This window comes from Winogradskyella sp. HaHa_3_26, assembly GCF_019278425.1.
GTDB classification, from domain to species: domain Bacteria; phylum Bacteroidota; class Bacteroidia; order Flavobacteriales; family Flavobacteriaceae; genus Winogradskyella; species Winogradskyella undariae.
The window spans coordinates 2,256,090-2,268,752 of sequence record NZ_CP058981.1 but is presented as its reverse complement, the minus strand read 5'-3'; the positions used below and the strand labels follow the sequence as shown (position 1 = coordinate 2,268,752).

Sequence of the window (12,663 nt, the reverse complement as noted above, 5' to 3'; positions counted from 1 at the left end):
TTTAAGTCCTATGTAAATTGTTCTAATTCTGTTAATTGCTCATTAGATAAACCAGCTGGTTTAAATCCTGCAGCCCAACACATCATTAACATTTTAGCACCTTTATTAGCTACATCTAAAAAGTCCCAAGCTTTCATTACATCTGGAGCTGTTGAAGTTGCACCGTGTTTTTCCCATAAGGACACATTTCTAGTTTTAAAAGCTTCCATTGTAACTTCTGCTAAAGCTGCTGTACTAGATAAAGCGTAAGGAGTACAGTGAATTCCTTTAGGTACAAATACTTTTACCTCAGGACACATCATCCATATTTGTCTGTTTAATTCTTCTTCGTTATCAAACAATTCGTGGTGACTCATACAAATCAATTCTAATGGATGTGTATGTACAACCGCTAAATTTTCTGGATGATTGATAGAGTTAAATAAATGAATACTAGCGTGAGAAATCAACTCACAAGTTGGTCCAAAGTTTTCACGTTTTCCTCCCCATATAATTGAATATGCAGTTGCATCTTCATTAATATAAAGAATACAAGAAACCTCTTCTAACTTATCCACTAAGTCTCTTAAATAACATCCAGTACCTGTAATGTAAATTACAAATCCAGCAGCTCCTTTAGGAAAATCGAATGGTATTTCAGTACCAATACCCTGAACTTCTTCTTTCTTAAAAAAAGATGTTAAATTCATGGATATGTTTCCTGCATTACGTTCTGCCCATTCACGTTGCCATAAATAACCAGCAACTGTTGACACACTCTTTAGTTCTGTTTCTACCTCTAATGGAAGTTTTATTGTTTTCATATCTATTCAAATAAATTGTTGTAACAAAAATACTTACCTAATAGGCTTCATTAAATATTCAAAATCTGTATTTTTGTATCCAATTCAAACATTACAGATTTATGAAATTTGTAAAAGACATTCAATTAGGAGATCCTTCACAGAATCATCAAAATTTTATTGATGTTAAATTAAAACTATTATGTTGTAGATATTGGCTCCTCGATTTATGGGATTGCCATGAGATGGTCTTTCCTTTTTGGAGGATTTATTGGAATAAAAATGCTGGTGGACAATTAATTCATCAAGACAATATTTTTGATATGGATCCGGATTACATCTATATCATTCCGCCTTTTACTTCATTTTCTACACATTACACTAAACACAAAATCTATAACGAAGGCATCCATGTCTCCGGAAAACATTTAAACACCAATCATAATGAAATAGATTATGAAGATAAATTCCTCATTCATTTCTTTGCTCATTTTAATTTAGGTGTTCCTTTTGATAATGTTTACCCAGGAATTATAAAAATTGAACTCACCGATTATTTAAGAGATCGATTAGCATATTTAACTATGCGGTTAAAAATTGAAAATAGCGATTTTAAACTTACCTTCAATTTAAAACTACAAGCTTTTATTAAAGAAGCGCTTACTAATATAGGTCCAGAATTATGGAAAGCTATTAACATAGACGAGCGTGTTTTAAAAGTTATCCGCTACATCGAAGTTAATATTGCTAATAAATTAAGCAATACAGAAATGTCATCTCTTATAAATATGGCGCCTAATTCTTTTGCTCGTTTATTTAAAGATGAAATGAATACAACTCTTCACAAGTTTATTCAAAACAGAAAGATTGCTAAGTCTTGTGAATTATTTGAACACACCAATCAATCTATTGAAGATATCTCCTTTAATTTAGGTTTTTCTGACCGCTATCACTTCTCTCGAGTGTTTAAATCTGCTACAGGCTTAACTCCAGCAGCCTATAAATCTGGTAAATACACTTAATAGAGATTTTACTATTCACAATACCTATAATAAGATTTCACAGTCGTAATTTGATTATGATATTTTTATAATAGACACTTCAAAAACCTAAGATATAGAACAATCTTTAGTGATTGGTGCTCATGGTGCTTTAAGTTTAACTATTTTCTTAAAAGCATAAATCAGGTAAAAGCATTTTAAAAACAATTTTCGACTATAGATTAGAACAACTAATTGTCTATTTTTTTTTCTTAATTTTTTGTTGTCGATAAAGCAATATTGTAATTGCAATTACAGCACCAGAAAACGCAAGGGAAGAACCAACCAATGAAGATGACGTAACACTATAACCATAAGCAATGGGTAAACCTGCTAAATAAGCCCCCATAGCATTTCCCATATTAAAAGCACTCTGATTCATAGAAGAACCTAACATTTCTGCTCCCTTGGCGGTATTAATAATAGCCATTTGTATAGGGGTTGATATACTGAAAGAAATTACCCCAATTAAAAACGTAAATATTAGAGCCATAATAGAACTTGAAGCAAAGAATGAATTAGCAACAAGAATAGCAGACATTGCCAAAAGACTAATCATAACAGAGCGTAAAGGCGTAAACGCTTCAGCCATTTTTGCTCCTAAAAAATTACCAAAAAACATCCCTAATCCTGCAAGAATCATCACATAACTAACTACATTCTCAGAAAAATGAGCCACATCAGTTAATAAAGGAGCTATATAACTGTACCACGCAAAAAATCCACCTGTACCAATAGTCGTAAGTGCAATTACACCCCATAATTCAGGATTTTTAAGTCCTTTATGATCTTCATCTTTAGGCTGATTTCCTTCTTTTTCAAAATGTGGCATCCAATAAAATATACTTCCTAGAGTAATAACACCAACAACACCTACCATTAAAAAAGAAGCACTCCAATGGTATTGATTCCCTAAATAAGTCCCAATAGGAACACCTATAATATTAGCAACTGTTAGTCCAGAAAACATAATAGCAATAGCCTGACCTGACTTCCCTTTTTGGGCTAGTTTGCCTGCAATTACAGCTCCAACACCAAAGAACGCTCCATGAGGGAGACCGGATAGAAAACGCATTATAAGTAACATGTTATAGCTTGTAGAAAAAGCAGAAAGCGTATTAAAAACAGTAAACCAAACCATAAGAAATAAAAGCATACGATTGGCAGGAAACTTATAACTAAAACTAGTTAGTAAAGGAGCCCCTACAACAACTCCTAGAGCATAAGCCGAAATAAAATGACCCGCTTCTGGAATCGTAATTCCTAATGAATTTGCCACATTGGGTAAAATCCCCATAATTACAAACTCTGTAAGACCTATTCCAAAACCACCAATTGCCAAAGACAACAAAGCTTTTTTATTAGAAAATCCCTCTTTCATAATACGTTCTTTACTTTCTAAATTTAGAATGCAAATTTCCGTACAAAAATTTGATATAATTACTTATTACATATATACTTTAATTAAATATAATATTCTGTAAAAATTAGGAGCTTTTTTTAAAGAAAATCATTTATTTTAATTTAACATGACTCAATTTTATTAATCTGATAGTCCGCCATAAGTTTAGATAATTCAATAATTTTTAATTGAATTTCTTTTTTTAATTTCAAATACTCCTGTAATCGCTCTATACAACTATCGTTAGAAGCGACCTTCATAAAAGACTCTTCAATTCCTGTGATAAAATCTAAGTGATTTAAATTCCTTTTAAGTTCTTTACTTGCCTCTTTTATTTTATTATCTATATAAAGAGTATCTTTCTGAGAACTAACCCTTATTGGATTACTAGTCTTAACGACTACATCACTATGATTAGAAATAACATGATACAAATTCATAAAATAATATAAATAATTAGCATATTTATATTCTAATAAAGAAAGAATACAACTTATTAAAAGTATTGAGAAAAATATTAAAATTAACATAACGCTACATTTAGATTACAGAATAAATTCACTTATCAGGAATTCTCTTGCTACAAATGTAGTTGGAAGACAAAGGAAGAAAGTTAGAAAATCGATGGACCAAAGCACTCTGTAGACGAATGGTATTTTTGGTAAGCTAAGTCGATTATTAAAACTAAAAAACACTATTAACCTCTTATAATGATCAGAATAACAACCTAATAAGATTTATTAACACAAAAAAAAGCTAACTCGTTAAAGTTAGCTTTTCTTACTCTGTACAGGCGGGGAGACTCGAACTCCCACACCTCGCGGCACTAGATCCTAAGTCTAGCGTGTCTACCAATTCCACCACGCCTGCAGGATCTCCAATTATTATTGGGATGCAAATATAAACAATAGTTTTAATATACAAATATTAAATATTCAAGTTTTAACAATGAATTTGATTTTTTTCACATATAAAAGATAAACAATTGATTACCAGAACTATTTTACACAATAAAAACTTAAATAAATTCCATTTAAATAAAACTTAAAATTGAGAGCAGTCACCCTTATCCATCTTATAATTCTTACTTTTGTTACAAACCGAATTCTTAATTATGCAAACCATTCAATCTTATATCGAAGAGAATAAAGATCGTTTTCTAAGCGAACTTATCGATTTATTAAAAATACCGTCAATCAGTGCTGACTCTGCTTATAAAGGAGATGTTTTAAAAACTGCCGATGTGGTAAAAGCTAGTCTTGAAAAAGCAGGTTGCGACCATGTTGAAATCTGTGAAACAGAAGGCTACCCTATTGTTTACGGTGAAAAAATTATAGACAAAAATTTACCAACTATTTTGGTTTATGGTCACTACGATGTACAACCGCCAGATCCTTTAGATTTATGGAATTCACCACCATTTGAACCTGTAATTAAGGCTACAGAATTACATCCAGAAGGTGCGATTTTTGCTCGTGGTGCTTGTGATGATAAAGGACAAATGTATATGCATGTGAAAGCCATGGAATACATGACTACAAATAACGAATTACCTTGTAACGTAAAATTTATGATTGAAGGTGAAGAGGAAGTTGGTAGTGTTAATCTTGCAAAATTTGTTGCTGCAAACAGAGAAAAATTAACCAATGACGTTATTCTTATCTCAGATACCGGAATGATTTCTAAAGAAGTGCCTTCTATTACAACAGGACTTAGAGGTTTAAGTTATGTAGAAGTTGAAGTTACGGGACCAAACAGAGATTTACATTCAGGATTATATGGAGGTGCAGTTGCAAACCCTATAAATGTATTAACGAAGATGATTGCTTCACTTCATGATGAAAATAATCATATTACTGTTCCTGGATTTTATGATAAGGTTGAAAACTTATCGGATGCAGAACGTGCTGAAATGGCAAAAGCTCCATTTTCATTAGATGCTTATAAAAAATCACTAGATATCGATGCTGTTTACGGGGAAGAAGGGTACACCACTAATGAGCGTAATTCTATCCGTCCAACACTAGATGTTAATGGAATTTGGGGAGGTTATACAGGTGAAGGTGCAAAAACAGTAATCGCAAGTAAGGCTTATGCTAAAATTTCTATGCGTTTAGTTCCTAACCAAGAATGGGAAGAAATTACAGAATTGTTTAAAACACATTTTGAAAATATCGCTCCAAAAGGTGTAACTGTAAAAGTAACACCTCATCATGGTGGACAAGGTTACGTAACGCCAATTGATAGTTTAGGTTACAAAGCGGCATCTAAAGCCTATGAAGAAACCTTTGGAAAAACACCAATCCCACAACGTAGTGGAGGAAGTATTCCTATTGTTTCTCTTTTTGAACAAGAACTAAATAGTAAAACAATCTTAATGGGCTTTGGCTTAGATAGCGATGCGATTCACTCACCAAATGAGCATTTTGGAGTGTGGAATTACCTAAAAGGTATTGAAACGATTCCTTATTTTTATAAATATTTTACCGAATTATCAAAATAATTAAGCGACTTAAAAACAGCTTATCCAATTTAAAAAAGCCCTGTGATTATTACTAATCATGGGGCTTTTTCATTTTAAAACATCCAATACTAACAACTTACCAAAATTACTTATATACCTGATTTCAACTCTACACTTGTAGAATTAAAATTTATATTCTACATTTGTAGAGTTAATTCTAAAAACGTAGAGCATGCAACTATCAAAAACCGAAGAACAACTAATGCAACACCTCTGGAAGCTCAACAAAGCTTTTATGAAAGATTTGCTAGAGAGTTACCCGGAACCAAAACCTGCCACTACAACCGTTGCCACTTTACTAAAACGAATGATTGGTAAAGGTTTTATTGATTATAAAACCTTTGGTAAATCGAGAGAATACTTTCCGCTCGTTAAAAAAGAAGATTATTTTTCAAAGCATGTTAACGGGCTTATTAAAACTTTCTTTAATGATAGTGCTTCACAGTTTGCATCCTTCTTTACACGTAAAACAAATTTAACAAAAGAAGAGTTAGAAGCGCTTAAAAAGATTATTGATACAGAAATAAAAAACAAGTAATATGGCAATCTATATCTTAAAATTTTCAGCTTGCTTATTCGTGTTTTGGATAGTATACTTTCTATTTTTAGAACGTCAACAAATGCATCACTTTAAACGCTTTTATTTATTAAGTGCATTTGTTTTGGCCATAGTAATACCAACATTAACTATAATAGAATATGTAGAACCCGTTGTAACTACTTTTGAAACTGTACCTACATTCATAAATATAGAACCTGATTTTGTTGAAGCACCAATTGAAGCGACTCCTTTTTGGAATTTAGAAACGACACTTTGGTTTATTTATGGCATTGGCGTATTATTATTAGCTATACGATTTTTGATTAACTTGTTTCAAATACAAAGACGTATTTCTAATAATGAAACGATACATAAACGTCCTTTTATTTATGTGTTATTAGAAGATAATTTAATTCCACATTCTTTCTTTAGATATATCTTTTTTAATAAAACTAGATATGAATCGCTTAACATACCAGAGGAAGTTATACTGCATGAAGAAACGCATGCTAAACAATTACACAGTATTGATATTATATTTTTAGAAGTCTTACAGATTGTATTTTGGTTTCATCCTCTAATTTACATATTGAAACATCATATAAAACTCAATCATGAGTTTTTAGCAGACCAAGCGGTTTTAAAACAAGGAGCCGACACAAAAACGTATCAAAATATTTTATTACAATTTTCATCAAACACTCAAGATTATCAATTAACGAGTGCCATCAATTATTCATCAATCAAAAAACGATTTACAGTTATGAAAACACAAACCTCAAAAACCAGAATTTGGCTAAGTACTTTATTGGTACTTCCCATTATTGCGATTCTTTTTTACAGTTTTGCTGAAAAGGAATATGTTGAAAAAGAAGAATCATCCACTATTGACCATGTTGAACACATTAAAGATGAATTAAAAAAAGCGAAGGAGTTGCAAATTAATTATGTAGACCAAAACGTTGTTGAAATCTATTTAAAAAAATACGATATCTATGAAGCGCTTAGAACTACTGAACCACATTACATTAACAAATCAAAGCAACAACAAGAAGGGTTAGATGATATGTTTTCAGATTTAGGAGGCCTATATTTTAGAATGTCTAAAGAAAATAAAGCAAAAGTAAAAAGACCTATTTCACCAATAAAACCTTATGTGCAAATTACCCTTAATGGTAAAACATATTACAAAAAACGTAATGAGTTAACAGCAGAAGAAATAGCGACTTTTCCTCCACCTCCTCCACCTCCTGCAAAACAAAAAACATCTAAAGGAGGCCCCAACCCAAATGACACTCAAAGTATATACAATCCTTCCTTTTTAGAATTTATAATAGAGATGGAAAACGAAGGTGCTTCTTTCTATTTAAATGATGAAGAAATTTCTGCTAAAGAAGCAAAAGCTATTGCAGCAAATAATAAAGGTAAGCGTACAGATATCCTAACACAATTAGATGTTAATGAAAAGTATGTTGTAAAGCTATCTAATCGTAGAAATAATGTATCACCTGATAAAAAAGTAGGCGAAGACAAAGAAATCCAAGAAAAACCAACACTAAAGGAAGTGGCAGAATACAATGATTGGGCTAAACAACTAAAAAAAGAAACGCTAGCTGCTCAAGAAGACGAACGCAACGGTAAAACAGCGAATTATCCTATCGTAAAACAAAAAGACTTAATTAAATATGTTGGAATCTATAAACGTATGACTTCAACACAGAAAGAAAATTCTGTAGAATTACCAATTGCAGATGATGAATTAAAAAATACAGGTTTAAAATTTCCACCACCACCTCCTCCTGCAAAACAAAAAACATCTAATGGTGGACCAAATGCTAATAGCATAGAAGATTATTATTTTAATGATTCAGAAATCAAAAAAGAATATCTTAAGAAGTTTAAGCAATACGAAACTTTTAGACATACAAAACCCCATTTTCTTCATAAAACAAAAGCTGAGAAGAGTAAAATGAACAACTTATGGTTAGAGCTAAGAAAACACTATATCTATAAATTATCAGAAAAAGATCAAAAATCCGTAGAATTGCCTATAACTCCTTTTGCTCCTTACGTTAAAATAAATAAAGATGGAAAATCCTATTACAAAGTTTACAATCAACTAACACCAGAAGAAGAAAAAACCGAAATGTTTACACTAAAATCTTCACCTAAAATGATCAAAACTTTAGAACTTTTAGATAAGAATGATCCAATAATCATACCAATCGAAACCTACACATCAGAAAAACCAATTAAAGAAACAGCAACAAAACGTTTGGTTTACATTACTATTTCTGAAGATGGTACTTATTCCATAAGTAAGGATAATACTTTTAAAAACTTTGAAGCTGTTTCATTAAAAACTTTAGAATCTGTAATAGCAAACCTATCACCAATTGAAATTAAGAATACTTTTGTTTTCTCAAAAAATAAAGATTCAAAGAAATTTAGGTCTAAGCCAGCCAAATCACCAGAATATCAAGATGATATCGAGGTATATCTTGTTAAAAACGATATTAGATATACTACAATTGAGTATAATGGAAAATATAGAGAGCATCCATCTTTTCAGTTAGCCTTAGATAATAGACCTTCAGAGAAATTAAAATCTCATGTTTCTAAACTAGCAAAATTATTTAAAAAGTATGGTATTACAAATCTAACTTTATAAAAATACAGATTACTTTTTTATCTAAAGCCTCAATTTATGAGGCATTTTTCATCTAAACATGTAACAAAAAGTATGTTTTAGCGTTCTAATAGTCAATCAATCAGCCTAATTTTTAGGTCAATCAAAAAACAAACACTTATGTTAAAGCAATTCTTTATCCTTTGCTCTGGCGCTGACACCGACATTTTAAACGACTGCTCCATTGGTGAACAGAACAAATATGCTGGTATTGGAGCTACCGTTTTCTTTACCGCTGTTATGGCAACCATTGCAGCTAGTTATGCCCTTTTTACCGTATTTGACAATCTCTATACTTCAATTTTCTTTGGACTCATTTGGGGTTTACTCATTTTTAATTTAGACCGCTATATTGTTTCAACGATTAAAAAGCGCGACAATATTTTAGATGAAATCCTTCAAGCGACTCCACGACTTTTTTTAGCACTTATTATTGCTGTAGTCATTTCAAAACCATTAGAATTAAAGATTTTTGAAAAAGAAATTAATCAAGTTTTATTAGAACAAAAAAATGATTTAACCTTAGCGAACCAGAATCAAATTGCGGAACAGTTTAGTCCTAAAATTGCTACGCTTGAAAGTGAAATTTTAAGCTTAAATGCTCAAATTGATGTCAAAGAAGCGGAAGTCAATGGCTTATATAATACTTATATTTCAGAAGCTGAAGGCACAGCAGGTTCTAAACTTTTGGGCAAAGGTCCTGTGTATAAGGAAAAGCGCGACAAGCATGATGCTGGATTAGCCGAGTTACAAGAATTAAAATCTGATACTAAAACTAAAATCGAAGCGCTTGAAACCCAAATAGCAACGCTTGAAGCAGATTATACTATTAATATTGAAACATCACAACCTATTATTGATAATTTTGATGGTTTAATGGCACGTATTACCGCTTTAGGCGAATTACCTTGGTTACCATCCTTCTTTATTTTTCTATTGTTTTTAGCGATTGAAACCTCTCCAATCATAGCCAAACTATTAGCTTCAAAAGGTGAATTCGATTATAAATTACAAGATCAAGAAACCACGATTCAAACCTGGACCATGCAAAAGGTTGCTGAACGCCAACTCCTTTTAAAAACCGATAATGAAATTAATAACAAAGTCTACAAAGAAATTGCAGATGAAGAAGCGCTGATGAACTACAAACGAAAGCAGGCAAGGATTCTAATACAAAATCAAGCCGATGCGTTTTTAAAACAACAAAAGGGTATTCTTTAGAAAATTAGTTGTTATTTTTAGATGATAAACAACAACCAATTCTTATGAAATATATTCTCGTCTTTGCCATAGCCTTATCGTGTTTTAGCTGTATTAGTATTAAGGCAGACGTTACCACAGAAACAACGCACAAAAGCGAATCTAACGAACTTGCTGAGGCAGGCATACGCTTAGTAATGGAAGCACAAGAGATTGCTTGGAACAACCACGATTTAGAAGGATTTATGCAAGGCTACTGGAAAAGCGATTCGCTTAAGTTTTATGGTAGCAATGGACTTACTAAAGGCTGGCATCAAACCTTAGCGAATTACAAGAAAGGCTATCCGACAAAAGCAGAAAGCGGCACCTTAAAATTTTTGATTAATGATATTTCAAAAATTGAAGGTGATAATTATTGGGTGATGGGTGAATATCATCTAAAACGTGAAGTTGGAAATGCCAATGGTGTTTTTATGATCATCTTCAAAAAAATAAATGGTGAATGGAAGATAATTGCAGATATGTCTTGTTAAAACTCCCCTTTAAAAGCTACAATCAACAAATACTAAATCAATAAATAATGAGATTAATTTAATAATCTTATATCAATACTAAGAGGTATCAGAACTTTAAATAAAATTATGAAAACCTGTATATTATTTCATTTAAACCTGTGCAATTTCATTTCGGAATAAAAAAAGGAATTGTAAAAATTCATATTTTTACAAAATGAAATATAAGTACAAAATAATACTAATGGTGTTACTAGCAGCTTTAACTATTTACGGTTTAGTAACCAAAAAATACTTATTTATGGTGTTTTTAATACCTCTTAGTTTCGATTTTTTTAATAAAAAAAATAACGATTAAGTTTTCTTAACGTATTCTGTTATAATTACAATTTGCTGAGCACCAACACGGCCTTCAATGTAAGTTTCGTTTTCGTGATCTAGCCTAATGTTTCTAACTGCTGTACCTTGCTTAGCAATCATACTAGAGCCTTTCACTTTTAAATCTTTAATTAATACTACAGAATCACCGTGTTCTAAAATAACACCGTTAACATCTCTGTGTACTAATTTATTTTCATCATCTTCACCATCACCAGAAGCTTGTGCTAATTCTAACAAATCTTCTTCCATATACATCATACCCAATAAATCTTGAGTCCAATCTGCTTTAATACGATTAAGCATTCTCCACGCCATAATTTTCACAGCGTCGTGCTCGCTCCACATACTATCGTTAAGACACCTCCAATGGTTGGCATCAATAGTATCTGCATCATTCATCTGCTCTATACAGGTTTTAGATGCGTATAATGCTGTTTTTAATCCGTTCTCTTTTACATCTGGAACGATAAAAACTGATAAGTTTTCTTCGCTTCCACTTAGCTCACACTTTGAGCCACTTCGTTGTTGTAGTTCTCTTTCTAATGACATAATATATTCTTCTATTCTGCAAATGTATCATTAATTAAGACTTTCTCGTAATTTTACAACCATATCATAAGACTAAGCAATAAAGATCTCTAGTAGTTTAGATTGTTGAGCACTAAAAACCACCTCTTTTGTATTAGCAGGAATTAAAATGGTTTCTCCCATTTTAATCAGTTCATTACTATCTTCTACTTTAATTTCTACAACACCTTCTACACACATAAAAATCACAAAACTATCAAGGTTTTTATAACTTTTATATTCTGTGCCTTTTACTTCAAAAATATTAGTTGTAAAGAAATCACAATTCACTAAATTACAAGTTTCATTTTGGGTTAATTGGTAATCACTTTTTCCGTTCGAAGCAAAAGATTTTGTTGCTTTTTGAGCTAATTCGGTATGTAATTCTCTTTGTACTCCGTTAGCATCTTTACGATCCCAATCGTAAACACGGTATGTAATATCGCTTGTTTGCTGAATTTCGGCTGCCAAAATACCTGCTCCAATAGCATGAATTTTTCCTGCTGGAATAAAATAGCTATCCCCTTGTTTTACTCTTTCGGTATTAAAAATTGTATTTACATTAGAAGCATTAATATCTGCTAACACACTTTTATCGACATCATTATTCTTTAAACCTAAAACAATTTCAGCATCATCATCACTATCCATTATGTACCACATTTCTGTTTTACCGAAAGATTTATGATGTGCCTTTGCTATTTTATCATCTGGGTGTACTTGTACTGATAAATTAGTTTTAGCATCTAAAAACTTTATTAATAATGGAAATTTTTCTCCGAAAGTAACAATATTAGACTTCCCTAAGAATTCATTTTTATATCTCTTTATTAAGTCGTTTAATGATAACCCTTTATAAACACCATTAGACACAGTAGAAATATCACCTTCTACCCCTGATATTTCCCAACTCTCACCGACATTTTTAGAATTTGAAGATTTATTTAAAAGTGTAGAAAGTTTTTGCCCTCCCCATATTTTTTCTTTTAAAATGGGTTTAAATCTTATAGGATAAGTTTGCATGG

The 12,663-nt window shown here is 31.5% G+C and carries 11 protein-coding genes and 1 tRNA gene; 6 read left to right on the top strand and 6 right to left on the bottom strand.

The annotated features are described in order from the left end of the window. Positions 1-8 precede the first annotated feature (8 nt). Positions 9-803, bottom strand: a complete 795-nt coding sequence (gene rhaD, locus H0I32_RS09820; protein ID WP_179313492.1) for a rhamnulose-1-phosphate aldolase — start codon at positions 801-803, stop codon at positions 9-11. A gap of 101 nt (positions 804-904) precedes the next feature. Between rhaD and H0I32_RS09815 the strand changes: the two genes are divergently transcribed. Further along, complete coding sequence (locus tag H0I32_RS09815) at positions 905-1,804, top strand: helix-turn-helix domain-containing protein (protein ID WP_173586321.1); 900 nt, start codon at positions 905-907, stop codon at positions 1,802-1,804. 217 nt (positions 1,805-2,021) lie between these two features. Here H0I32_RS09815 and H0I32_RS09810 read toward each other — a convergent pair whose 3' ends face one another. The 3 genes from H0I32_RS09810 to H0I32_RS09800 all read right to left on the bottom strand — a co-directional run bounded on the left by H0I32_RS09810 (position 2,022) and on the right by H0I32_RS09800 (position 4,094). Beyond that, a complete protein-coding gene (locus H0I32_RS09810; RefSeq protein WP_179313493.1) occupies positions 2,022-3,203 on the bottom strand; it encodes an MFS transporter in 1,182 nt (393 codons plus the stop codon). A gap of 143 nt (positions 3,204-3,346) precedes the next feature. Continuing rightward, on the bottom strand, positions 3,347-3,754 hold the full coding sequence (locus tag H0I32_RS09805; RefSeq protein WP_179313494.1) for a hypothetical protein: 408 nt from the start codon (positions 3,752-3,754) through the stop codon (positions 3,347-3,349). A gap of 258 nt (positions 3,755-4,012) precedes the next feature. Next, positions 4,013-4,094, bottom strand: a tRNA-Leu gene (locus H0I32_RS09800). A 244-nt stretch (positions 4,095-4,338) separates the two neighbouring features. Here H0I32_RS09800 and H0I32_RS09795 point away from each other — a divergent pair. From H0I32_RS09795 to H0I32_RS09775, 5 genes are all read left to right on the top strand, one after another. Beyond that, on the top strand, positions 4,339-5,727 hold the full coding sequence (locus H0I32_RS09795) for a dipeptidase (protein ID WP_179313495.1): 1,389 nt from the start codon (positions 4,339-4,341) through the stop codon (positions 5,725-5,727). Between the two features lie 193 nt (positions 5,728-5,920). Continuing rightward, positions 5,921-6,286, top strand: a complete 366-nt coding sequence (locus H0I32_RS09790; protein WP_179313496.1) for a BlaI/MecI/CopY family transcriptional regulator — start codon at positions 5,921-5,923, stop codon at positions 6,284-6,286. Position 6,287: 1 nt separating this feature from the next. Then, on the top strand, positions 6,288-8,960 hold the full coding sequence (locus H0I32_RS09785) for a M56 family metallopeptidase (protein ID WP_179313497.1): 2,673 nt from the start codon (positions 6,288-6,290) through the stop codon (positions 8,958-8,960). 138 nt (positions 8,961-9,098) lie between these two features. Further along, a complete protein-coding gene (locus tag H0I32_RS09780) occupies positions 9,099-10,199 on the top strand; it encodes a DUF4407 domain-containing protein (protein ID WP_179313498.1) in 1,101 nt (366 codons plus the stop codon). 44 nt (positions 10,200-10,243) lie between these two features. Further along, the gene (locus H0I32_RS09775) at positions 10,244-10,711 is read left to right on the top strand and encodes a YybH family protein (RefSeq protein WP_173586314.1); all 468 of its coding nucleotides are present in this window, start codon (positions 10,244-10,246) and stop codon (positions 10,709-10,711) included. Between the two features lie 333 nt (positions 10,712-11,044). Here H0I32_RS09775 and H0I32_RS09770 read toward each other — a convergent pair whose 3' ends face one another. Together H0I32_RS09770 and H0I32_RS09765 are read right to left on the bottom strand one after the other, a co-directional pair. Then, positions 11,045-11,620 carry a PhnA domain-containing protein gene (locus H0I32_RS09770; protein WP_179313499.1) on the bottom strand — a complete coding sequence of 192 codons (576 nt, stop codon included), beginning with the start codon at positions 11,618-11,620 and terminating at the stop codon, positions 11,045-11,047. Positions 11,621-11,692: 72 nt separating this feature from the next. Next, a complete protein-coding gene (locus H0I32_RS09765; protein ID WP_179313500.1) occupies positions 11,693-12,661 on the bottom strand; it encodes a type I phosphomannose isomerase catalytic subunit in 969 nt (322 codons plus the stop codon). Between the last annotated feature and the right edge of the window lie 2 nt (positions 12,662-12,663).

Excerpts from the sequence above, each read along its gene's own strand:
- rhaD (WP_179313492.1), bottom strand. The coding sequence starts at position 803 with ATGAAAACAATAAAACTTCCATTAGAGGTAGAAACAGAACTAAAGAGT.
- H0I32_RS09815 (WP_173586321.1), top strand. The coding sequence starts at position 905 with ATGAAATTTGTAAAAGACATTCAATTAGGAGATCCTTCACAGAATCAT.
- H0I32_RS09810 (WP_179313493.1), bottom strand. The coding sequence starts at position 3,203 with ATGAAAGAGGGATTTTCTAATAAAAAAGCTTTGTTGTCTTTGGCAATT.
- H0I32_RS09805 (WP_179313494.1), bottom strand. The coding sequence starts at position 3,754 with ATGTTAATTTTAATATTTTTCTCAATACTTTTAATAAGTTGTATTCTT.
- H0I32_RS09795 (WP_179313495.1), top strand. The coding sequence starts at position 4,339 with ATGCAAACCATTCAATCTTATATCGAAGAGAATAAAGATCGTTTTCTA.
- H0I32_RS09790 (WP_179313496.1), top strand. The coding sequence starts at position 5,921 with ATGCAACTATCAAAAACCGAAGAACAACTAATGCAACACCTCTGGAAG.
- H0I32_RS09785 (WP_179313497.1), top strand. The coding sequence starts at position 6,288 with ATGGCAATCTATATCTTAAAATTTTCAGCTTGCTTATTCGTGTTTTGG.
- H0I32_RS09780 (WP_179313498.1), top strand. The coding sequence starts at position 9,099 with ATGTTAAAGCAATTCTTTATCCTTTGCTCTGGCGCTGACACCGACATT.
- H0I32_RS09775 (WP_173586314.1), top strand. The coding sequence starts at position 10,244 with ATGAAATATATTCTCGTCTTTGCCATAGCCTTATCGTGTTTTAGCTGT.
- H0I32_RS09770 (WP_179313499.1), bottom strand. The coding sequence starts at position 11,620 with ATGTCATTAGAAAGAGAACTACAACAACGAAGTGGCTCAAAGTGTGAG.
- H0I32_RS09765 (WP_179313500.1), bottom strand. The coding sequence starts at position 12,661 with ATGCAAACTTATCCTATAAGATTTAAACCCATTTTAAAAGAAAAAATA.